At 50.6% G+C, this 24,338-nt stretch carries 18 protein-coding genes; 2 read left to right on the forward strand and 16 right to left on the reverse strand.

Translation table 11 applies throughout. The annotated features are described in order from the left end of the window. Positions 1–10: 10 nt before the first annotated feature. From AC0YNX_RS23415 to AC0YNX_RS23455, 9 genes are all read right to left on the reverse strand, one after another. Entirely contained in the window at positions 11–2,629 is a 2,619-nt protein-coding gene (locus AC0YNX_RS23415) for a GH116 family glycosyl-hydrolase (protein ID WP_475818128.1), read from the reverse strand. A gap of 36 nt (positions 2,630–2,665) precedes the next feature. After that, positions 2,666–3,550, reverse strand: coding sequence for a carbohydrate ABC transporter permease (locus AC0YNX_RS23420; protein WP_475818129.1), 885 nt, complete (start codon positions 3,548–3,550; stop codon positions 2,666–2,668). 19 nt (positions 3,551–3,569) lie between these two features. After that, on the reverse strand, positions 3,570–4,460 hold the full coding sequence (locus AC0YNX_RS23425) for an ABC transporter permease (protein ID WP_475818130.1): 891 nt from the start codon (positions 4,458–4,460) through the stop codon (positions 3,570–3,572). Positions 4,461–4,539: 79 nt separating this feature from the next. Then, positions 4,540–6,231, reverse strand: coding sequence for an extracellular solute-binding protein (locus AC0YNX_RS23430; protein WP_475818131.1), 1,692 nt, complete (start codon positions 6,229–6,231; stop codon positions 4,540–4,542). A 109-nt stretch (positions 6,232–6,340) separates the two neighbouring features. Beyond that, positions 6,341–7,426: a response regulator gene (locus AC0YNX_RS23435; RefSeq protein WP_475818132.1), complete on the reverse strand. Its 1,086-nt coding sequence runs from the start codon at positions 7,424–7,426 to the stop codon at positions 6,341–6,343. Then, a complete protein-coding gene (locus AC0YNX_RS23440; protein WP_475818133.1) occupies positions 7,423–9,198 on the reverse strand; it encodes a sensor histidine kinase in 1,776 nt (591 codons plus the stop codon). The genes AC0YNX_RS23435 and AC0YNX_RS23440 overlap by 4 nt, the downstream gene beginning before the upstream one ends. Before the next feature lie 575 nt (positions 9,199–9,773). Continuing rightward, positions 9,774–11,534, reverse strand: a complete 1,761-nt coding sequence (locus AC0YNX_RS23445) for a methyl-accepting chemotaxis protein (protein WP_475818134.1) — start codon at positions 11,532–11,534, stop codon at positions 9,774–9,776. 196 nt (positions 11,535–11,730) lie between these two features. After that, entirely contained in the window at positions 11,731–12,975 is a 1,245-nt protein-coding gene (locus AC0YNX_RS23450; RefSeq protein WP_475818135.1) for an alpha-L-fucosidase, read from the reverse strand. Between the two features lie 166 nt (positions 12,976–13,141). Beyond that, positions 13,142–14,038: a phytanoyl-CoA dioxygenase family protein gene (locus AC0YNX_RS23455; protein WP_475818136.1), complete on the reverse strand. Its 897-nt coding sequence runs from the start codon at positions 14,036–14,038 to the stop codon at positions 13,142–13,144. Positions 14,039–14,255: 217 nt separating this feature from the next. Here AC0YNX_RS23455 and AC0YNX_RS23460 point away from each other — a divergent pair, with 217 nt between their 5' ends. Then, positions 14,256–15,062: a sugar phosphate isomerase/epimerase family protein gene (locus AC0YNX_RS23460; protein ID WP_475818137.1), complete on the forward strand. Its 807-nt coding sequence runs from the start codon at positions 14,256–14,258 to the stop codon at positions 15,060–15,062. A 282-nt stretch (positions 15,063–15,344) separates the two neighbouring features. Here the strand turns inward: AC0YNX_RS23460 and AC0YNX_RS23465 are convergent, their stop codons facing one another. Together AC0YNX_RS23465 and AC0YNX_RS23470 are read right to left on the reverse strand one after the other, a co-directional pair. Further along, entirely contained in the window at positions 15,345–16,331 is a 987-nt protein-coding gene (locus AC0YNX_RS23465) for a Gfo/Idh/MocA family protein (RefSeq protein WP_475818138.1), read from the reverse strand. A gap of 30 nt (positions 16,332–16,361) precedes the next feature. Beyond that, positions 16,362–17,339, reverse strand: a complete 978-nt coding sequence (locus AC0YNX_RS23470; protein WP_475818139.1) for a Gfo/Idh/MocA family protein — start codon at positions 17,337–17,339, stop codon at positions 16,362–16,364. A 179-nt stretch (positions 17,340–17,518) separates the two neighbouring features. Here AC0YNX_RS23470 and AC0YNX_RS23475 point away from each other — a divergent pair, with 179 nt between their 5' ends. Then, entirely contained in the window at positions 17,519–18,340 is an 822-nt protein-coding gene (locus AC0YNX_RS23475) for a helix-turn-helix domain-containing protein (protein ID WP_475818140.1), read from the forward strand. A 64-nt stretch (positions 18,341–18,404) separates the two neighbouring features. Here the strand turns inward: AC0YNX_RS23475 and AC0YNX_RS23480 are convergent, their stop codons facing one another. From AC0YNX_RS23480 to AC0YNX_RS23500, 5 genes are all read right to left on the reverse strand, one after another. Continuing rightward, positions 18,405–19,013: an acyl-CoA-like ligand-binding transcription factor gene (locus AC0YNX_RS23480; RefSeq protein WP_475818141.1), complete on the reverse strand. Its 609-nt coding sequence runs from the start codon at positions 19,011–19,013 to the stop codon at positions 18,405–18,407. A gap of 29 nt (positions 19,014–19,042) precedes the next feature. After that, positions 19,043–20,575, reverse strand: a complete 1,533-nt coding sequence (locus AC0YNX_RS23485) for an MDR family MFS transporter (RefSeq protein WP_475818142.1) — start codon at positions 20,573–20,575, stop codon at positions 19,043–19,045. A 569-nt stretch (positions 20,576–21,144) separates the two neighbouring features. Continuing rightward, positions 21,145–21,972 (reverse strand): carbohydrate ABC transporter permease, encoded by an 828-nt coding sequence (locus AC0YNX_RS23490; RefSeq protein ID WP_475818143.1) that lies wholly within the window; start codon positions 21,970–21,972, stop codon positions 21,145–21,147. A gap of 4 nt (positions 21,973–21,976) precedes the next feature. Next, the gene (locus tag AC0YNX_RS23495; protein WP_475818144.1) at positions 21,977–22,837 is read right to left on the reverse strand and encodes a carbohydrate ABC transporter permease; all 861 of its coding nucleotides are present in this window, start codon (positions 22,835–22,837) and stop codon (positions 21,977–21,979) included. A gap of 76 nt (positions 22,838–22,913) precedes the next feature. Then, positions 22,914–24,320, reverse strand: coding sequence for an ABC transporter substrate-binding protein (locus tag AC0YNX_RS23500; RefSeq protein ID WP_475818145.1), 1,407 nt, complete (start codon positions 24,318–24,320; stop codon positions 22,914–22,916). Positions 24,321–24,338 lie beyond the last annotated feature (18 nt).

Below are 24,338 nucleotides of genomic sequence, written 5' to 3' on the forward strand. Positions count from 1 at the left end.
AGTTCATACATCAGATCTTGCTGGATACTAGAATCGTTAACGAAGCCTCAGGAGTCAGCGCGATAGGTGCAGCGAACGTGCAATTCCCGTTCGCATCCTGCTTGACCGGAATAGAACTGCCTGCGAATCTAGCATCTGACACGGAGCCCTGTCCTAAGAAAGGCAAGCGGAGCGTGCGGATAGACAGCTCGCCGTACAACACATGCAATTGAACGCTCTCTTGCGTTATCTCGACAGTTCCCCAACCCGAATCGAGCGACCAGAATGCCGTAAACCGTCCGCTCTCATCCGTTTGAATCGGATTAAATCCGATCATTCCGTCTACCATGTCGTACTCGAAGCCGCTGAAAGCCGGCAGCAGCGCATAGCTCGCCATCGAACGCGCGTAATGGCTACCGCATTCGAATTCGTTCCACGGATTCCGCCGCTCGCCGTCGTAGCGGGCACGGATTGCACGGACGATCTCCATTCCTTCCTGCACCATGCCTTCTTGAATCATATGAATCGCGGATTGATATTCGAAGCCGTTCATCGTCTCCTGGTTGTACGTCAGCGGAATTCGCGGCATCGACTCCGCCTTCGGCCAGGAGCAGATAATAACCCCCGCTTCGTCATTCAAGCTGAACAGCCGCCATGCATTGAAGTAATCGCCGACGACCCGGTAGTTATACGTATAGATGGATTGCAGCGCCCGCTTCGTCTGCCCCGGATCGAAGATTTCGCCTAGACCACTCAGGTTCGCATGCCACTGCGCGATAACCTGGTCGACGCCGCAGCCGTCCCCGATTTGATATTTGAGCTCGCCCGACTCATCATTCCAATAATAGTCGGCGACCCGATCCTCGTAGCCTTCGACCATCGACCTGTCGGTCAGATCGATCTGCTGGATGTAATACTCTCCGTTGAACAGATGCTCATCCGTCCATTTCTTCCCTTGCTCGAACAAGCCGGCATATTCCACTGCCTTCTTATAATCGCCAAGGTGACGCGCCATCACCGCTCCTGCCTTGAGCGCTGCGAGATAGAACCCGTTCAGCCAAGCATTCGGCCCGAACAGCTCAAGGTCAAGCGTATGATGCTGACGGCCTTCAAGCACACCATCCTTGTTGAGGTCCCATTTGTGCTCATTCGTCTCAGCCCACGCGTACTCGATCGACTTCTGTATGGACGGCCAGTTGGAGCGCAGCCATTCCGTATCTCCTGATATTTTCCAGTCCCGGTATGCTTTGACGACGCCGCCGAACTGTCCATCCGCGCAAGCAAACATCGAATTCGGCTTACCGAGCGGCAGCATGAGGCGGAACGACATCCGGCCGTCTTCGCGCATGTTGTACTTGTAATCCAAGTCCCGCATGGAGCGCTCCAGCTTCGGGAACAGGAAAGGCAGCGCATAGGCATAGTTCCAAACATGCGTGCATGAACCTTCGCAGCAGCCCGAATGCTCGATCGTCCCCTCGAACCCATAGAAGGAGCCGTCGGCAAGGCGCAAGCAGGTCGCTGTTTTCAAAGTTGATATGTTCGCCGATATCGCATCGATGGCTTCCACCGGAATGGTAGAGGAGAAGAGCGCATCCTTGAACTTTAGCGTATCTCCGTACAGCCGATCCCAGTGCTGCAGCGAGTAGCCGCCGCTTATCACCGAATCCTCGAACAAAGAAGCATAATAATTGCGCCATACGGTCGGATGCTCGGGATGATAGTACGGATCTTCCTTCGCGCCGTAAACCTCCGTGCTCCAGTAGTTGAAGCAGTTCGGGTAATTCCAAGTGATGACGAAGCGTACCGACTTCGTCTCTCCTGGCTCGATAACCACATGGGTAGCAAGCGAGCATACGTCGGAGCCTTTAAACGCCTTATCCACATACGTCCGATTGTTAAACTTCGACGTTTCCGTGAAATCCCGCCAGAACATCTCGAGGTTATCGCACCAAGTGCCTCGATACCAATATTCCTGATAGCTAACATCCGCCGCATCCGTCGAGATGCTGATATCGCCGCGCTTCGGACTGTCTGGACCGTATTCATCCGTACCCATCTGAATGTGATGATGGCCGCTCCCGCTATCGTGCTTGTAGCGATTCCACCTGACCTGGCTCGTATGCGGGTTACCCACTGAAGCGTTAACGGTGTAGGTGATCAGCTGGTCTGTCGTATTCGTAAGCTTGATTTCGAAGAAAGCGCCCGGAATACTCGAATCCGCATCATTAATCGGGATAAACGGATTGAACGCAAGCATAGAAGCCGAGCCGGGAAACCGTTCATCCGCAAAATCGAGCTGTGCCAGCGGAAACTCCCCCGTAAACGTGCAGTCGCGGAAATGCGGTACGCCTGCCATGGTCGTCGATTCCGGCCCGAACCCGTAGCCGCTATGGGGAACGATATGCCGCTCCCCCATGTAGGATGGAAGTAAATCTCCATTCAGCACCCGTGCATCGAGCAGCCGCCCGTCTGCTTCCGCCTTGACGGCAAAATGGCTGAAGCTGTTCACGCTCCGCTTGTTCGGCCGATTGAAGATCTCCCAGTCTACGAGCCGCCCGTTGCCGGCAAGGCCAATGCTGCCGCTCCCGATTCCGCCGAGCGGAAACACGATTTCCTTCGTTTTCTCTCCCTGGTATACGAAGCTTGCCATATGCATCTCTCTCCTTTTATCACGAGCGAAGAATTGCTATTCCTTTACAGAACCTAACGTGATGCCATGTACGAAGTACCGCTGCAAGAATGGATAAATGATCAGTACAGGCACCATCGTCACGACGATCTTCGCCGCATTCAATGTTTTGTTCGATAGCTGTGACAGACTCTGCAGTTGATCGGTGGTGAGCTCCGCCGTGTTGATGTTAATGACGAGCTGCTGCACGTACGATTGCAGCGGATAATGATCCGGCTTATTCATGAGAATCAGACCGTCGAAGAAGGAGTTCCAGTGGAACACGATGCTGAAGAGCGTTACTGTAGCCATAACCGGAACCGACAGTGGCAAATAAATCTTGAGAAGCAAGTACCAAGGCCCTGCCCCGTCGACCATTCCCGCTTCGTCCAGTTCCTTCGGCAGTCCTCTGTAATAGTTGATGACGAGGATAATGTTGAAGACCGGCACCGAGTAAGGCAGTACCAGCGCCCAGATGGAATCAAGCATGCCATACGATTTGATCGTCATATACCATGGGATGAGCCCGCTGTTAAACAGCATCATCGCGACAAGAAACCACATGATGATATTGCGTCCCGGAAAGAATGAATTCTCTTTGGAAAGCGGATAGGCCATCAATAAAGTAATGACAAAGCTAATCGACGTCCCGAGAACAACCCGTTCGATCGACACCAAGAATGCCTTGAAGAACTTGCGGTCGCTCATGATTTCATGGTAAGCCGCCAAGTTAAAGTGGACGGGATGCCATTTGACGAGTCCCCCCGCCGCGGCGCTGCTGTCGCTGAAGGATACCGCAACTGTATACCATAGGGGATAGAGCGTGGAGATCATGACGATGCCTAAGATCAAATAAATCATCATATCTGCTGATAAGGAGCCGAATGAGCGTGTCTTCACCATTTTACAATCACTTCCTCTACTAGAAAATACGGTAATTCGCGAATTTGGACGCTAACGCATAAGAAACCCCGATCAACAGCAAGCTGACGACCGATTTGAGCAAGCCGACCGCTGTCGCCAATCCGTACTGAACATTCAAGAGGCCGACGCGGTACACGTACGTATCAATAATGTCGGAGGACGAGTACACGAGCGGATTGTACATGTTATATATTTGATCGAAGCCCGCATTCAGGACATTGCCGAGGCTGAGCGTTGCAAGCAGCACAATCGTCGGCCTGATGCCGGGCAGCGTTACATGCCATAGCTGTTTGGCTCTGCCAGCCCCATCGATCGCCGCTGCCTCATAGAGGGAGGGATTGATGCCGGTCAGCGCCGCTAAATAAATAATGGTATTAAAGCCGAATTCCTTCCATACGTCGCTTCCGACGAGAATGCCGGGAAACCACGTATTGTTGGCTAGAAACAGGACAGGCTCAAACCCGAAAGCGCCGAAAAGTTGATTCACAATTCCGTGATACGAGAACATATCCGTTACGATGCCCGCGAGAATAACCCAAGACAGGAAGTGCGGCAAATAAACGACCGTCTGTACAAAACGCTTAAAGGCCATCTTCCGCACTTCATTCAGCAATAGGGCGAACACGAGCGGGACAATGAGGTTCGCGATAATCTTCATAACGGCCAAGTAAATCGTATTCATAAAAATAACGCGGCTGTCGGACAGCTGGAACATATACTTGAAGTTATCGAGTCCGACCCATTCCGAGCGCCAAATGCCAAGACCGGCGTTGAAGTTCTCGAAAGCGATTGCAACTCCGAACAGCGGAACGAACGAGAACATAATCAGCAGTATGAATCCGGGAATTAGCATCAGGTAATAATTCATAATGAATGTCCGGTTCTTCATCTTTTCTTTCCCACTCCTTCATCTCGAACAATAAGCGCCAGGAGCTAAGCCCCCGGCGCTAATCGTCAGCTCATTCTTCCTATCCCTTGAGCGCTTCTGTAACTTCCTTCGTAATCTCGTCTCCGCCTTGTGCCTTGAAGTTCTTGACGAAGTCGTCGAAGGCGCTTAGGTCGGCGCTGCCCATGATAATTTTGGTGTACGTCTCATTTTGCAGCTTGAGCAGGTTCGCCCACTTGGTTTCCATGGATTTGGTTTGACCATAGAACAAGCTGAATACTTTGTTCATCGGCTTGAACAATTCCTGACCGGAAACAATGTAGGAGAATGCAGGGCCCCACGCGCCGAAGTCAGTTGCAGGAGCGTCTTTCGTTTTCAGCCAATCTTCATATAGAGGTTTCTGGTTGCTGTTCAGTGTCGATACGTCCGCCGAGCCGCCCAGTACATCATTGAGCGCCTTCGAGTTGCGTTCTACGTTATCTGCATAGGTCGTCACGCTGCGCATCGGCCAGTTCTGCAAGCCAACACCCGGATCAAGCTTCGAAGAATCCGGATCCGCATACGTTTCCGCTGCGACTTGGACGTTAATATATTTCATGAGTGCTTCTGGATGCTTAAAGCCTTTCTTCATAACGAAGTAAGCGCTTGTCGGCGATTGCACATGCGTATTGAACGTGCCTGCGGAATCCAGAGGCACCAGATAAGGCTTCCAATTTGCTTTCGGATCATTCTTCATCGTATCCGGCAGCGGGTCGTAGCCCATCCACCATGGACCGAAGAAGATCCCCGACTTCCCGCCTCTTACAAGCTCCAGCGGATCCGTGTGAAGCGCGAATTCCTTGTCAATCAAGCCTTGCGTATACAGCTCGCGAAGCTTGCCCAGCGCTTCCTTCGTCTCCGGCGTAATACCGCCGAACATGACATTACCCGAGTTATCCTTCACCCAGTTAAGCGGGTAGGACTTGAATGCCGCGAAGATCGGATCCAAGCCGCCGACGGAGTTGTCCATTTCGAACAATGCTTTGTCTCCTGTGATACCGACTGTTCCCTTGCCGCTGACGTCTTTATCGATGAATGCTTTCGCGACCGCTGCTAGTTCATCCACCGTCTTCGGCGGCTGCAGACCGAGCTTATCCAGCCAATCCTGGCGGATCCACAGCATGTAGATCGAGTCTGCCAGCGTTTGCGAGTTCGGAATCGCCATCAGCTTGCCATCGAAGGTCGCCTGCTTCAAACCGATTTCATTGGCGGATTCGTACATTTCCTTGATTTGCGGGGAAGCATAGTTCTTGTAAACCTCAGACATATCCTCTAATTGGCCCGCTTCGACCAATTTCACGAGGTCCGCATAGTTTACGATCATCGCATCCGGAATGTCGTTGCTTGCGATCGACAGCTTCTGCTTCTGCGTATAGGCATCGCCTTGTGCCTGCCACAGATGATTAAATTTAATGTTCAATTTCTCTTCGGTATAACGAGTGTATTGATTGTTCTCCACCGTATCGCCTGCCGGCAGCGTTTTCTCTGAAGTCGGGTCAATGGATTTGCCGATATTGATCGTTACCGGCTCTGTGTATTTGCCGAATGGATCGGCAGGCTCCGCAGCCGTATTCCCTGCATTGGCTGTGTTCGCCGTGTTCGCAGCGTTCGAACCCGAGTTCGCTGCCGCATTCTGCCCATTGTTGCTTGAGCCGCCGTTATTCGACGAACACCCTGTCGCTAATGCCAAACAAGCCGTCAACATGATTGCTGTACTTCGTAACCGCAAGTTCATCTTAATCCCCCTATATGTAGGTTTGGCTTTCTTGCACTATCGTATAGCAAAAAGGACCATCTGCGAGAGCACAAACGGTCCTTTGCAGGTAGCTATTCGATTCGATATTTTAGGGCAGCCGGTAGACAGCCTTCATCAAATCGGACGATTTTACACCTTTGGCCCGATATTCGCTCGGCAGCAGGTGAAATAAAGAACGAAATACTTTACTGAAGTACTTCTCGTTCGGATAGCCCGCCTTCTGCGAAATCGCGTAAATTGGCAGCGTCGTCTCTTCGAGCAGCTTCATTGCAAATTCAAGCCGGGCGTTGCGCAAGAAGTTCTGGAAGGATATCCCGATGATATCCTTGAAGCATTCGCTGAAATAGCTCCGGCTCACGCCGACCTCGCGCGCAACTTGATCCAGATGCAGATCCTCGCTCAGATGCTCCCGAATATAATGGGCCGCCCGAAGGATCGCCTCGATCATCTCTATCGAGTACTGCGACAGCTTCTGCTCCTCCTGGAACCATGCGCGCAATGACTCCATATCTGCATGCCATTCTTCGAGCGTATGAATGGAAGCTGACGCTGTCTTCTTCTCTTCCGGAAGGATCGGCTTCAGCTTATCGAGCAGCTTCTCTCTAGCTTCTTGCACAGCTTCGAGCTTCAGCTTGTTCCGGCTCATATATTCCTTCAGCTTGGCATGCTTGCTAGAATCTCTTAGCCAATCTAACGGCAGCATCGCCGCCATGATCCATGCCTGTTCTTCATGCGATGCCGACTGCTGCTTCTGGCCGCCTTGTTCGGCTGGATGGTTGGCGCGCTGCTTCAATTCAAACTGAATCCGCTTCGTAATCCGCTCCAGCACCTCTTCCAGCTTGACCTTCTCTAGTTGAATCTTCGCAATATAATCAATCGCCCCGAGACGGAGCGCTTCCTGAACCAATTCGAAATCCTGATGATAGGACAGCACCACAATGAACATGTTCGGATAGAGCTCGCGCACCTGCCGCATGAGATCGATTCCGGATAAGACCGGCATCGCGAGATCCGTAATGAGCAGATCAACCTCGTTCTCCTGCAGAAATTCAAGCGCCTTCTCCCCGTTGCTCGCTTCCCCCGCCACCTGTAATCCGAACTGATTCCAGGGCAGCAGGCTCATTAAGCCTGTCCGCGCCAAACGGTCATCATCAACGATAAGCACGCGCATCATAAGCCTTCACCTTTCTTCTTTGCAGTTGCATGCATTCTAGGCAGCCGGAGCGTAATGCACGTTCCTTCCCCTATAGCGCTTGTCATGTCGAATGAGGCTTGTCCGTCATATTGCGAATCAAATACCCGTTTCACATAATAGACCCCGATTCCAAGGCCAATCCGGTTCTGTTCTTCCGATTGCTTCTCAAGCAGCCGTGCAATCGTTTCTGGCGTCATGCCGCGCCCGTTATCGCGTATGCGAATGATCATATAAGAGCCACCGTCCGGCTCCACCGTAACTTCAATTAATCCATCCTTGTCAAAATTTCCATGATAGAGGGAGTTTTCCACCAGCGGCTGCAAAATAAACCGAGGCACAAGACAGCTCTCCAGCTCCTCTTCGACCCTAATCGTGACGCTGAATTCGAAATCATAACGAATCTTCTGCAAGGTCAAATAATCCTTCAGCGCTTCCAGCTCTTCCTCAATTGTCGATTGCGGTCCCTTCTTGCCAAGGTTGTAATAGAGCAATTTATTCAGCGAGGTCGCGACCGTATCGATATCTTCTTGCCCCTTCAAGCGGGCCAGCCATTGGATCGTATCGAGCGTATTATGAATGAAATGCGGGTTGATTTGATACAGCAGCTTCTCCACTTCAAAGTCAGCCCTGCGCTTTTCCTTCAACGTGTTCTCTTCGAGCAGTTCCTTCACCCGCTCGCGCATCGTATCAAAATGCCGCATCATGACATCAAATTCAACTATCGCGAATTGAGACAATGGCGTGTCAAAATCACTATTCTCAACAAGTCGCATATCCCGGTTGACCTTCCTCAGAGGCACATAAACCATTCGCCAAATCGCCCATGTGAATAAGGAGCAGAGTAGAATCGAGATGATTAGTATGACGACCAGCTGTTCAATCCAGCGGATGACTTCTTTGTGATAGGCCGCCTTCGAGATGAGATAGATCGCTTTCCAGCCTTGATTGCTGGCTGTCTCAAATACATAATAACCGCCGGCTTCCTTGAGCTTGCCTGCCGGATGATCATGAAGGGTCGAACCAATCGGAAAATCCGCCGTATTCTCGCTGAATGTAACCTTATTCTCCTGATCGACTATAAGGCGATATTGGTCCATGCTGTCTTCATGGCCGGTTTGATTGATTTTGTCCCATAGCTTGTAGCCTGTCTCGAGATACACGTAGACGTTGTTCTGATCTGGCATGACAATCTTCCGCGCCACGGATAGCACTTTAACGTCGCTGTACTGCCTGTTCGTTAAATGCGGTCCGTAATACGTAATCCCATTCAGTTCAACCAGTCGCGGAAGCCTATCCAGAGAGAAGCCCGGTCTCACATTATAGTTCTGGTACAGGAGCTTATTCTTATCTTCAAAATAGTAAAAGAAGAGCCCGAGTGTCGGATTCGTGCTCGATATGATGCTTAAATCCTGCTGGATATCGTTGTTGATTTGCGATTTCGTATATAGATCCTTTTCCGTAAGGAACTGGCTAAGCTTCTTGCCGATCCGGCCGTCGTAGGCAAGCGCCTGAGACACGTTGTTAATGCTGGCGAGCGTATTCTCCAGCGTCATCTGATACATATTGAGGTTGTTCTGGATACCGTCCCGAATACGCTGATCGAGCAGCGGGTAGACGCTTTTGTAGGAAATTAAGATGACCATCACAAGTGGAATCAGGACGTTGAAGCCTAGGATAATGAATAATCTATTCTTTAATGTCTTCGGCCATAGTCTTGCCACCGAGTCTCTAACCCTGCCCTTAATGTTCATGATGCCCCCCTTGCAGTCCATCGCAATAACTATAGCGCAAATAATCCGAAAAATGTAAAGTTACGGGGGAATCCGTAGGAAAGTGTAGTTCAGCACGTAATTTCGGACGATTTTATACCCTGTTGTAAGGAAAAAGAGCCTTATCCGGTACCGGATAAGGCTCTTGCTCCAGGTATGGTGCCGATATTGGCTGCTTCCCAGTGTGAGAGTTCGATTTTTGAACTCTCAGTGCAGCAATCGGCTGTTTTCCTTTCTGAGAGTTCGATTTTTGAACTCTCAGTGCAGCAATCGGCTGTTTCCCAGTCTGAGAGTTCAATTTTTGAACTCTCAGCGCAGCAATCGGCTGTTTTCCTTTCTGAGAGTTCGATTTTTGAACTCTCAGCTTCACTACGGTGCCGATATTGGCTGCTTCCCAGTGTGAGAGCCTCTCTGGAACCCTGAATGTGAAAGGTAAACAAAAAGAGAAACCCACCGTTTTGAATAAACTGGGGTTTCTCTACACTCTTGAGCCCCATCCTCTAAAGGTTAAGGCTCCAGGCACTTTATCTTTATCTGCATCTTTATTTATAGCGTCATTACAGCTTGAATTTCTCGACTGCTTGCTGAAGCTCGCCTGACATCCCGTTCAGGCGGGTTGCCGTCTCCGTGACTTCGGACATTGTAGCGAGCTGACGCTCGGAAGCGGCGGAGATGTTCTTCGTCATTTCGGATGTCATGCGGGATTGCTCGGCCATCTCGCTAATCGATGCCGACACTTCCTCGGAGCCTGCCGACATCTCTTCGGAAACGGCAGAGACATCGACCATTTGCGAGGCTACCATCTGCACCGTGACAGATAGCTGGCGGAAGGCATGATCCGCCTTCTGCACGACTGCTTCAATAGCCTCGACTTCCACCATGCCGCGATCCATCGCGACGAATGCCGTTTGCGTCTCCTGCTGCACACGGCCGATCAAGTCGGCGATCTGCTCCGACGATTGCTTGGACTGCTCGGCAAGCGTCCGAATCTCGCGCGATACGACCGCAAAGCCGCGGCCATGCTCGCCTGCGCGGGAAGCTTCTATAGAAGCGTTAAGCGCAAGCAGGTTCGTTCGGTTCGTCACTTCCGCGATCATCATCGTAATATTGCCGATCTCTTCCGACAATGCTTTCAGGCTGGTCATCGCCTGCACGCCTTGGCGGATTTCGCTCAGCGCTTGCGTCATTTGGTCAAGATTCTGCTGCATATGCTGATTGCCCTCAGAAGTCAATTGCATCGCTTCCTCGGAGCCTCTCGAGGATTCGCCCGCAGATTCCGCAATGCGCTGAATGCCGCTCGAAATTTCGTACATCGCTCGGCTGTTCTCTTGCGCCCCGACTAGCTGTTCCTCGGAACGGGAGGATAGCTGTTCGATCGAACCGGAGATCGCCTGCGTAGCTTGTACCGTCTCGGCTGCTCCGCTTAACAATCTCTCCGATGCCCCGGATACTTGCCGCGAGGAATCCGCGATATGCTCGATAAGCGATCGGAGATTGCCGATCATTGCATTGAAGTGATTGCCAAGAAGGCCAATCTCGTTGCGGCTCTTGATTGTAATTTGACCGGACAAGTCGCCATTTGCCGCATTCTGGGCAATGGTGCTCAGTCGGTTGATTCCGCGAAGGTTGTATCTAACCGTGACGGAGAGCAGAATCATAAAGATGACGCCTGCGATAATACCCGCCGTAACACTCTCCATCAACCGTTTATGTAAGATCGATTGAATGAGCTTATAATTGAAGTCCAGTCCGGCGAAAGCGACGAGCTTGCCATCCTTGTCTCGAATCGCGCTGATCGCGCTAATCCATGTACCGTAATCATCCGTGTATGGCGCCGTAACGCTGTAATTGGAAACTTCAGCTTCTTTGAGCGCATCATAGAGCTCGGGTTGAGGGACATAAACCGTCGCAGGAAGTTCTCCGTCTACATAAAGCTCGGAATTGGACAATAAATTGAGCAGTGCGGGCTTGCCATCCTGCGTCATCCAATCGGGATAGAACAAATAGGCATTCTCGACGAGATCGGAGGATGCTGCACGATCCATCTCCGCCTGTACCTCTGCCACCTCGGGGTCGCTTCTAAACGATTCCGCATACTTCTTCGATTCCACTTTCGACTTCTCAATTTCGTCGATTTGAAGCATGAGCGGGGAATGGAACATGCCTTCCACCGCATTCAACTCATCATAGACTTGACTCGTCTGATGCTGGTAGGAAACGTAGGTCAAGACGAAGCATAGACATAAACAACAAATTCCGGCTAACAGGGAAATACGAAAAGGAAGGGAACGAAAGTAAGAGACCTTCATGACTTTCATGCTGCGATGCACTCCTCGGGCGTTGGTGTCTTTGATAGATTTTGAGAAACTTTTCCTTCAATATATCACGAAGCAGTATTTCCTGAACACCAAAACCATATCTTGGGAGTTACGTCGCATTGTTAATAAAAAACAAAGCCGCCAACCGGAATACATCTACCGGAAGACGGCTTTTTTAGAGCTGCTTTTATGACAGTTATGAAATAACAGCTACCCGCGCAACTAGGTTATCTCCATACGGATAACCTGTCGCATGGAAACATAACAATCCTGATTCCGCATCGTGAGTGAACGAAAGCTCCTCATCGTTATCGAACCAGCGTACGCTAGAAACTTGCTTCGTTACGTTCGTAAATACTCTAGGCCCGCTTCCTCCCACGGCTGTCGTTACATTCGCATGCCCGTCAATCGTCAAATCATGTACAAACAGATAGGTGTTTCCGTTACCGTCACCCGTTTCTAGCGCAAAGTTATTTCCTTGCCCTTTAACTGGGCTCGGTTTTCCTTCATAGATAAGATTGCCGTGTAGACGTATCCAATCCCCGATAACCTCAAGCGTTGCTTCTTGAAGCTTCGATATGGCACCGCCAGCCAGAGGACCCACGTTAAGCAAATAGTTCGCTCCAACTTTACGGCAGGCAAGGAGATTGGCGATCAGCTCGCCCGTTGACTTATTCGAGTAATCGTTACGCCCGAAGCCCCAGTGACCATTAATCGTTTGGCACATTTCCGCGGAGATGTACTTGCTCATGCCTTCTCGCTTCATCGGCTCCGGACGCCCTTGTTCAAACGTCACGCTATCCACTTCCGGATGTCCGATTTCACCGCGAAGATCTAGTCCCGTATTGTTAATAATCATAGCTTCTGGCTGCAATCTACGAATCGTTCCGTACAATTCATCGAGCTTCCAATCTGCATCCGGCTTGCTCCAATTCCCGTCAAACCAGAAGCCTCCGATCGGTCCGTAATGCGTACACAATACCTCGACCGATGCACGCAGATATTCCAGATAGCTGTCAAAGTCATCTTGAAAGCTCGGCTGGTACCAGTCCAAGGTGGTATGGTAGAAGAACGGCGTAATGCCCTCTTCCCTGCAGCCCTGAACAAATTCTGCGATTAAATCCCTTTTGGCCGCGCTGTGCGGTGCATCATGATCCGATAAACCTCGCGTATCATAAAGCGAGAATCCGTCATGATGTCTTGTTGTTAGCACGATATAATTCATGCCCGCTCGCTTGGCAGTTCTCGCAATCTGCCGCGCATCGAAATCGGCAGCAGTGAACGTATCCTTCAATGCGGCGTACTCATCCATCGGAATGTTCTTCAAGTGCTGCACCCATTCCCCTTGCCCCAGCTGGGAGTAGAGCCCCCAGTGAATAAACATACCAAAAGCCTGCTTCTCGAACTTCGCCACTCGCGGTGATGGAATTGGCATTGCCATAATCGGACACATCTCCTCTAGTTCAATTCATTACTTAGAACGATTGGCTTTCCTACCTTTTCCATTCGCTTGTTTGCGGCCTAGTTCCTTCTTTGCACCCTGAATAGAAAAAACCGTCGCTGGGAGGGAGTCTCCGACGCCGGTTCGTTGGTTGGTTGTGAACCTATTAGATCGACCATTCTTTCCTTGCTTCTTCCATCGACTTCGGCTTCTCTTTGCCCCACGCATAATGACCTTTGGGCTTGCTGCCTACCCAGCGCTCATCAACGGCTTCCGAACGAAGCTGATAACGCGTATCGGAGCTTAGACGGAACTTGTTCGTTGTATTATTAACCGAGCCATGCATGAGGAACATGCCAAAAATAATGATGTCGCCTGCTTCAAAAGGCGTCGTTGCCCATTGTCCGCCGAACTTCTCCACGCATTCAAGCGGGTCTTTCGAAATCCAGCCCAGCTCAATATTGTCGCGGTCGACATCCATTTGACCGTAGGTCGATTTCATTTTCTCAAAATGCTGGGATCCCAGGCAGATCGCGAGCGGTCCCTGTTCATAGGGAACATCGCCGAGCGGTGTCCACATCGTATACACCTGTTTCGTTCCGCGCCCCATATATACGATGTCGTAATGTGCACCGGTGAATTCGCCGTTGCCAACTGCACGCGGCCATTTGAAATCATAGGTCATCGCTTCTCCGCCAAGCAGACGATCGAAGAAGCTCATCACTTTCTCGCTGTTCACAAGCTCATAATAAGCGGACATCAGCTCATCTTCCGTATTCGCCGCTCCTCCGAACATCGCTCCTCTGGCCCCTTCAGCGATGACGCCTTCTTCGATCGGGAAGCCAGGATCAAGCTTGCCCATATGATGAAGCTTCTGCAACATCCCGCTGCGCGCCTTCATGACATCCTCACGATTATGGAAGCCGCGAATAAGCAAATAGCCGTCCTCTTCCAATAGGTGTCTCATTGCTTCTACATCATGAAGCAGCTCATTCGCGCTGCGAAGCTCCGTCAAATACTTGCTGCCCATCTCCAGCTCTTCGTTCCCCATCTTGATCTTCATGAACCGATTCCTCCAATGCTTGGTTGGCGTCCCGTGACAAGGCAATCATAGCATCGGTTACACAGGTTCAACCATTCATAACGGTATGGATTTGTTGCATAATTGTAGTCTACATTTATATAAACATTCAGGACGATTCGAAATGGTCTACCGCGCTGCCTGATGCTACTATGAAGCTATTAACGCGGGTGAATGCGCATAGAGGAGCACTGAATCAATGACCATACAATTGTTTAAATCACTGTGGGGTATGGAGCATTTGCCTTACCAGACAAGTATTGAGCAGATTGCGGCCGCAGGCTATGACGGCGTGGAAGCAACCTTGCCTCCTCCCGAACATAAGAACGAATTTATAGAGCTGCTGCAAAAGCATCAATTGAAGTTTATTGCGCTAATCGGCTCTAGCGGCACGACAGTCAGCGCGCATGAAGATACATTCGCTGCAGGCGCTGAGCAGGCTGCGGCTTTCGACCCGCTGCTCGTGATATCCCATAGTGCTCGCGATTGCATGTCCTATGAAGAACAAGTTCGTTTCTTCCGTTCGGCACTTCGCGCAGAGCAAGCGGCCGGCATACGCGTCGGACATGAGACCCATCGCCGCCGCGCCATGTATACGCCATGGAACACAGCTAAGCTGCTGCAAGAGCTGCCAGATCTGCGCATCACGGCAGATTTCAGCCATTGGTGCTGCGTCTGCGAATCGCTGCTTGAAGATCAAGCGGATGCGCTGCAAATCGCTTTTGAACGCACGATTCACATCCACGCGCGCGTCGGCTATGCGCAAGGGCCGCAAGTTCCCCATCCTGCCGCGCCGGAATATGGAGTGGAATTACAGAGGCATGAATCGTGGTGGAGAAGCATACTTGCAGTGCGGGAAGAACAAGGCGCGGCATCAACGCCAATCACCCCGGAATACGGGCCGCCCGGGTATATGCATACCCTCCCTTTCACCCAGCAACCGGTGTCCGACTTATGGGACACTTGCTTGTGGATGGGGGAGCGCTTGCGGAAGAGCTTGGGTTAAACAAGAGCCCCGTAAGCGATGTACGGGGCTCTTGTTGCGGCAATTGGCTGATATCTTTTGCTGAGAGTTTGATTTTTTGACTCTCAGCCTCACATTGCCGCTATTATCGGCTGCTTCCCGGTCTGAGAGTTCGATTTTTGCACTCTCAGAGCAGTAATCGGCCAATTTCTTTGCTGAGAGTTCGTTTTTTTTGACTCTCAACCTCGCCATGCCGCTGTTATCGGCTGCTTCACACTTTGAGAGCCCCGTACTTAGATGTACGGGGCTCTCTATCATTCGCTTCTATAGCGCAACCGGCTGTCCCAGCTTATTCGATTCATAACCGGCAATCGCTACCTGCGCCGCCTTTAAGCCGTCTTCGCCGGAAATCGGTACCGGCTTGCCTTGCAGCAATGCGTTTACGAAGTCTCGGACCAAATAGAAGTCCATGTCATCGCCCCAGAAGGAATAGACGCCTTTCCCTGTTGCATCGCTGAACAGGTCGTTCTTCTGCGCGAGGCCATCGACGGAAATAACCCCTTTGGTGCCCACGATCTCCATCGTGACATCGCCCCAGGTCGGGAACGACTTCGGACGAGACCAGCTCGTATCCAGCACGGCGAATACACCGTTATCGAACTTGACGTGAAGCATGCCGGCATCGTCGACTGCAAGCCCTTCCTTGAACAGCGTTGCCGCATACGCATAGACTTCTTTGACTGGCGACTGCAATATCCAGTTCATTAGATCCATGACATGGACCGTATGATCCAGAAGCGCTCCGCCGCCGGAGAGACTTGGATCGACAAACCATCCGCCCGGATTGCCGCCGTGATTCGTTCCTTTGATCGCAACGATCTCGCCGATCTCACCACGTTCGATCGCTTCCTTCGCGCTAATCACCGCAGCCAAGTAGCGGCATGGGAAGGCCGTCATCAGCTGGACGCCGTTCTCCTTGCATTCGTCGATCATCAGCTGCATCTCTGCTACCGATACGCCGAGCGGCTTCTCGCAGAGCACATGCTTCTTCGCTCTCGCCGAATCGATGACGAGCTTGGCATGATGCACGTTCTCCGAGCATATGACGATTGCGTCTATATCTTGAGCAAGCAGCTGCTTGTAATCCGCGTAGTATGGAATGCCATGGCGCTCCGTAATATCTGCCACGCGGCTCTGGACGTCATCGGCAATGCCGACAACCTGAACATCCGGCAGTTGCTGCAAACTATTGAAGTAGCTGTATGCATGTCCATGTGCGAAGCTGATCATGCCTACTTTTAACGTTGTCATGCTAGTGTCCCTCCCGTTTCCGTTTCGTCATCACAGTACTACGACCTTGCCTGTCTGTAAGGATTCGCGCGCTGCTGCTGCAATTTCAAGTGCCTTGAACGCGTCATGCGCAGTCACAATCGGATCGTTGCCTGTCTCAATACAGCTCAAGAAGTGCTCCAGTTCCTTATAGTAAGGATCGGTGAAGCCCGGACTTTGCGGGATTTCTACGACTTTGTCTCCGCTCTGCTCTACGGCAACTTTACGAATTTGCAGTGACTGCGACTTCACGCTGTCCGTACTAACGAGCCCGCTCGAGCCGGCAACTTCAGCCGCATAACGGAATGAACCCGGGTAGCCCCAGAATGCTTCCAGATTAGCGACCGCGCCGCTCTCGAACACCAGCGTAACTAATGCGTAATCGATCTCGCCGTTACTATGCCCCATCGCATACACGGACTTCACTTCGCCAATCGTCCAGCGCATAAAGTCAATGTCATGCACCATGAGATCGACGATGACGCCGCCGCTTTTATCGATTTCCTTGAACCAGCTTCTCGCTTCACCCGGATGGCCTCCCACACGGCGCGCATTGGCAACGCCGACTTTACCGATGAGACCGGCATCAACCTGCTGCTTGATCTGCGCATATTCCGGGAAGAAACGCACCACGTGACCGATGAATAAGCGAACGCCGTATTCCTCGCAGCATTGGATCATCTCAAGGGCATCCTCCTGCTGAAGCGCGATTGGCTTCTCGCAGATGATATGCTTGCCCGCAGCAGCTGCTTTCACGACCATTTCCTTATGCAAGTAGGAAGGTACCGCAATGCTGACCACATCAAATTCAGCAGACTGGGCCATCTCCTCAAAAGAACCGAAAGCGGATGCGCCTACCTTCTTCGCAGCTTCCAAAGCTAATTCATAATCGACATCGCAGACGCCGGTGAGTTCAACGCCGGGCATCTTCGCATAGCACTGTGCATGATACTGTCCCATGCCGCCGCAGCCAACAATCGCTACTTTCATCTCTCACTCGCCCCTTTAGTTGGTGTATACTTGTTAAAGCTATCATAACGATTCTCATAGATTTCATGTATGCCGAGTTTTGACTCGTTTATATCCAAATTTGCACTTGCCGGATAAGGTGACCCCATATGGTGGAGACATTTCAAGAACCAATTCATTATCAGAATGAACGTTTATGCATGAAGGTATGGCAGTTTACTGACCTGAGGTCGAAGCAGCCACTCGCCAGACAATGGCATTATCATAAAGAAGTAGAGCTCATTGTCGTGCAGGAGGGGCAGCTTGACATCCGTACACCGGAGAATACATACATCCTCTCCCCAGGCGACGTCGTCCTCATTGGCGCGAACCAGCTTCATCTTAGCAACAAGGTGGATATCGGCCCTCTCGTTTATATTGTGCTGCATCTGGACCTGAGGCCGTATTTTGACGAAGCGATGATGGGGTATTACCGCCATTTCTCCGAGATGGTCAGGCCGCTGGAAGATCTGAACTATATCTTTAGCGAGAATGCTCGCGTGAAGCAGAAGATCGGCCAGGTCATCATTGATATTCACGATGAAATGATGAACAAGACCAAAGGCTATGAAATCGCGATGAGCATGTACGTCAAGCAGCTGATGCTCACCCTTCTTCGCAATGACGTGCGTGAGCTGCTTCAGCCCTTCGAGCATGTGGATGCTGCGGTCATGCAGCCAATTCTCGACTATGTAGAAAGTAATCTTAGCGGCAAAATAGATATGGAAGAAGCCAGCCGAATCGCCGGCATGAGCTACACTTACTTCTCTAAGTTCTTCAAGAAGTGCGTCGGCGTTTCGTTTACCTACTACGTCAACAGGCAGCGCATCCGCAGAGCCGAGCAGCTTCTTATCACGAAGAACATGATTATCGGAGATATTGCCGCCGAGGTCGGAATCGAGAACATGGCGCATTTCTATGAGCTATTCAAGCGATTCACAGGCTGCACGCCGAAGCATTATGTGCGGAAGCTCTCAACATAACGCAGGAGCCTGCTGCTTGCTTCGCAAACACAGAAAAACCGTCCTTCATAGGGACGGTTTTTCTTTACTCCAGTGTCAATCCCGCTTCCAGCTGAGCCAGTGCTTCATCGACCTTCGCTATAAACTTGGCTTCTTCATGATCGAGACAATATTGCTGTACCGCCATAACAGCCCCGAGGATGGATCCGGATAAAGTCATGATTTTGAAATCATCCTTCGGAACGCCAAGCCGCTCGGACAATATCTCCGTAAATATCATCAGCGTATCATTCATATGCAAGAGAGAAGCTGCCCGAAGTTCCGGAACGCTCCCCGTTAGCTTAATCCGCTCCTGAAGCGCCTCCCTCTCTTCTTCCGAAATCTCTTCGAAGCCTTCCCGAATGGCTGCCCGGAACGCCTGAATCGGTGTCAGCTCAGAAGACTGCCGCCAAAAAGCCCCAATCAGAACCGGATCGTAATCATCCTCCAGCACGAGCGCTTCCTTGGTCGCAAAATAACGGAAGAAGGTGCTCGGCGAAATCTCGCTCGCTTCCGCAATCTGTTCGATAGTCGTCGCCTGATAGCCCTGCTCATTGAATAGACGCAGCGCCTGCTGCTGAAGGGTCAAGCGTGTCTTTTGCTTTTTCTTCTCGCGAAGTCCGATCTTCACCGGCTTTAGGTCATCGAGGGACATGGCCATAACTCCTTATCTACAATGCATAATTAAGCTTCGATAGTTGATGTACCTCCTGCTGCTGCATGAACGTCTTTCTTGTCCGATACGATCAGCACTTCCTTCCTTAGGAAGAAGCAGATGACGAATACGATCAACACGAAGATAAACGAAATTGAGTAAAGATGCTGGAATGCATTCGAGAACACGCCTTTGATCTGTTCGGCTAGCCCTTCGTCCAACCCTTGGGGTATACCACCTTGAGCAGCATGGGTTAATGATTCCACGCTATCTGTAGGTATCGAGCCAGCAAGCTTGCTCATCCCGGAACTAATCCTCGACGCTAGCAAACTGCCGAATACGCTGACACCTATGGTCAGACCAAAGGATTGAAACAGCGTGACAGACGTTAACGCAATGCCGCTGTTCTCCTTCTCGACCGATTCCTGTACAACCAGGTTGTTATTAAACAATACGCCGAAGCCAAGGCCGAGAATGAGGAAGAAAACAATAATCTCGATCAGGCTGGAGTGCATCGTCAATCCCGTCATGAGATAGAAAGCGATGGCTGGCATCACCATCGATACGACGAAAATATACCGGTAAGGAAGCTTTGTCATCATTCTACCAGAAATAACACTTGAGAGCACTGCCCCTACCATCAGCGGCATCGTCAGATATCCGGATGCGATTGGCGTCAGGCCAAGCACGTTCTGAGCGAAGAACGGGAACGACGAGAAGGAACCCATGAGACCGATCATCATGATGAAGATAATAAGCGAGATGACGACGAACGTACGGTTCTTGAACAGATGCATAGGCAGAATCGGTTCTTTCGCTCTGCGTTCCACGAGTACAAATACAGCAAGCAGAGCAGCTCCAAGTACCCACAAGCTGATCAGAACCGGCGAGTTCCAAGCATAACCTTCCGTTTCATGAAGCACTGGCGTAATAAGCAGCGAGATAATTGCCCCTACCAGCAGCAATGCACCCGCCCAGTCGATGCTTGCCTCCTTGTTCCCCTTCGATTCTTGAAGTCCCGCGGAAAGCACAATCGCTGCGAGCACCCCAACGGGAATGTTTACCCAGAAAATCCAATGCCACGAAATATGCTGCGTAAAATAGCCGCCGATCAGCGGTCCAAGCAGCTGCGGCACGAACATAATCGCTCCGAATATGCCTTGCGCCTTGGCGCGCTGTTCGACGGTAAAGATATCTCCAAAGATAACCATCGCGAGCGGCATTAATCCGCCTGCGCCAATCCCCTGAATACCGCGTCCAAGCAGAAGTACAGGCATTGCATCGGCAAAGCCGCTAATGATTGATCCCGCAATAAACAAGCTCATGCTCAAAATATAAATCCTCTTCCGTCCGTACAAGTCTGCCAGCTTGCCCAGTATCGGCATGAATGACGTCATCGTTAGCATATAGATGCCGGCCACCCAGCCATATAGCGATAATCCGTTCAGATCCCGGATAATCGTCGGCAGTGCCGTATTTACGACGGTCTCATCGAGTTCGGAGAATACGAAGCCGATGAGCAGCCCCGTCACAATAAGTGCCTTATTATTCGTGCGTGCCAATATAAACCCTCCTATATTGTGATGTCGCATTCCATAGTGAGAGTTTATATAAAATAATAGTAACTGTCAAATTAAACTGTATGTCATTTTATTAACAAAAAAGCCGAATCCCTATACATCTAGGGATTCGGCTTTGTGTTTTGCCATTTATGGCACAGCATCGTCGAAAGAATCAATACCGACGATCGAAGCGCAGGACTCGGAATGCACGGCGGCTTGGCGGAGCTGAGAGTTCAAATAATGAACTCTCAGAGTGAAAATCAGCGGAATTGAGGGCTGAGAGTTCAGATTTTGCACTCTCAGCTATGGAACCTGCCGAATTCGGCGGTCTGGCGGAGCTGAGAGTTCAGATAATGAACTCTCGGAGTCAAAATCGGCGGAATTGAACGCTGAGAGTTCAATTTTTGCACTCTCAGCTATGGAACCTGCCGATTTCGGCGGCTTAACCGAGCTGAGAGTTCAAATAATGAACTCTCAGAGTCAAAATCGGCGGAATTGAGGGCTGAGAGTTCAATTTTTGCACTCTCAGCTATGGAACCTGCCGATTTCGGCAACTCGGCGCTGCTGCTCTAAGACTTCACCGTAATTTGCATGCCCTTAATAAAATTTTTCTGGAGGAAGAAGAACAGCAGTAGAGTCGGTATAGACGTAATCACGATACCTGCCATCAAGGTTGTAATTCCCGTAGAGAAATAGATGCCTTGCATGGCGGCAAGTCCCGACATAATGGGACGAATGTCATCGCTTCGCGTGAGGATCAAGCCGAACACCAAGTCATTCCATATGAAGGTGAATTGGAATAAGAACAGCACGGAAATCGGCGGGATCAAGAATGGGAAAATGATCCGGAATAAGATCCCTAGCGTCGTATAACCGTCCATTTGAGCGGCTTCCACGAATTCCCGCGAGATCGTGGTCATGAAGTTACGCAGCAGAAATACGCAGAACGGAATACAGATGGCGGTATAGAACAGGCACATCCCCAGGAAGGTATCATAGATGCCCACTTTCTGATAGCCCGTGAACAACGGAACCAGATACATTTGGAATGGGAATATCGTTCCGCTGTATATGAGCAAGAACCAGTAGAAGGAGCCTTTCAACCGCAGGACAACCAGGCCGTATGCCGCAAAGGCCGAGAGCAGGATACTGGCCGACGAACCGATTATGCCGTACGTTAAGCTGTTCTTCACATATTTGGATAGCTTGCCTACTTTCAACGCTTCCTCTACGTTCTGAAAGAAATGAAAGCTCTTCGGCCACGCCCACATCGTCCCATTCGTAAAGTCAATTAACGATTTCGTCGAGTTCATGAGAACGAGCACGACGGGAGCCATCCATAGAACGGCCAACGTAATAACGATTAAGTATTTCATTCCGCTTGCGAGCTGTTTCATGCTCTCACTCCTCTACGATCGTTTTTCTCAAATAAAACCAAGACGCAACGACCGTCAAAATCGTTAACAGAATTGAAATCGCAGCACCTTGTCCGAAATGGAACAGCATGAAGGTTTCGCGATACATCGTTACGGCCAGCGTCTCCGAGGAACGATAAGGTCCCCCCTGCGTCATGACCCAAATAATATCAAACGTCTTGAAGCTGTTCACGAGAGCCAGCCCCAGCACGACGATGGTTACCGGATTTAAGAGCGGCAGCGTTATTCTCCAGAAGATCTGGAAGCGATTCGCGCCGTCGATCGCTGCTGCCTCGAACGGATCCTTCGGCAATGATCCTAGCCCGACTAGAAACAGCAGCATATTCGTGCCTGTTCCTTGCCATAAGGAGGCAATGAGCATGGCAACTGTATTATAGTGAGGCGTTTGCAGCCAATCCCTTGTCCATGATTCAAGTCCCATATGGGTCAAGAGATAATTAATGCCGCTCGAAGAGAATAGGAAGATCCAGATCACGCCTACTACCGTCAGCGACATCGCATAAGGCAAATAAAACAGATTCTTGAGCAATCTCTGTCCTTTGATTTGCTGCAGCAAGATGCTAAGGAGAAGTCCAAGACCAACGGGAAGAATTAAAGAGAGTCCCACCCACATGAATGTATTCTTGAGCGAGGTGATATACGTCACATCGTTGAATACCTCGATGTAGTTTTTCAATCCCACCCAATGCGATTTCGTCAATCCATCCCAGTCCGTAAAGCTGACCACGAAGGTGTAAATGATGGAGGATATGAAGAATACAGCTATCATCAAGGCCGCAGGCAATACATATAGCAATGCCTCTCCGTGTTTTCTGAAGTAATTCATCTGCTCACACTCCCTATAGGTCCCGATAATAAGCAGGGTTAAGAGGCGGTCTAACACCCCTTAACCCTAGCGGCTATTATTTATGTTCCGCCCAGTACTTATCCGCCTTCTTCTGGATGTTATTCAAGACATCCATGTATTGGTCCGGATTGAGCATGAACCTGATAAACTCACTGGAACCATATTCCGAAAGCTCCGATGGCGTCGCTTCCCAGTACCTTGTTATAGCGGAGTAGTTGTCTTTGGAGATATTGTCCACGAGCGCTTTAATCGTCGGACTGCTTGCTTCGACATCCTTACGGGTAGGCACGCCGCCGAATACGGCGAGCAGCTTCTCATTCGCATCTTTCTTCGTAAGCGCAATAGCTGCCTTAATGGCACCTTCTTTGTTCTTAGCGTTCTTCGAAACGAGGAACGGCGTAATTTCGGAGATGACGGTTTTGCCAGCTTCCGGCTTGATCGCAGGCATAATGAACGAGCCATAGCCCTCTTCAGGCTTGAGGCCTGCGCCGGTCAAGAAGCTCTCGTACCAGGTACCGCACAGGAACATCGCGATTTGGCCTTTGGCAAATGCCGGCGGAGCCTCGACGTCCATCGTCATCGGTTTCGCGAAATAGCCTTTATCGTACATGGACTTCCACAGCTCCATCACTTCTACCACTTCAGGGTCCGTATATTTGGCCTGACCGATAACGAGCTTCTTATAGACTTCAGGGTAAGAGTGAATCATCAGATCTTCGAACCAGATAAATCCGTTCCACGAATCCTTGATCGAAGTACCAATAGGCGTGATATTCTTCGCTTTGAGCGTATCGTTGATTTTGATGAACTCATCCCATGTCGTCGGAACCGTTAATCCATTATCCGCGAATACCTTCTTATTGTAGAAGATGGTCCAATAATGGGCGGACGCCGGAATGCCGTAGATTTTGCCATCAACAGTCAATGGACCGGAGAGCGAAGGCAGAATGCCATTCTCATCCGCGGTTAGCTCATTCCATTGCTCCGTCATATCCGCCAAGTTCCCGCTATCTGCCAGCTCCTTCAATTTGTAGCCATTCCACCATTTGAACAGATCAGGCGCTTCTTGCGTCGTGAATCCGATGCGTACCGCGGTTTGGTAAGCCGTCGTGTCCGTGTAAGGAACGCCTTCGAAGGTGATATTGTCTGAGGCTTGAACAATCGGATTGACATCCGCAATATACTGGGTGAGTGCTGCAAAATCATAGTAAAACTGAGCCTTAATCGGTTCTGCTTGATCTGCTGCAGCCGCATTGCCATTATTTGCTTCGGCAGATGCGTTAGCCTCTGAATTGGCAGCCGCATTCCCTTCTGTATTAGCCCCGGTGTTAGCTTCCGTATTGGCCGCGGCATTGGAATTAGCGTTCGAGTTTGATGAATTGTTGCTTGAGCATCCTGCCATAATTAGAGACAAGCTAGACAAAGCAACCACACAGCTGAGCAGCATATCTTTCTTCCGCATTCTTGGTCCCCCCTAATG

The organism is Paenibacillus sp. J31R98 (assembly GCF_056269245.1).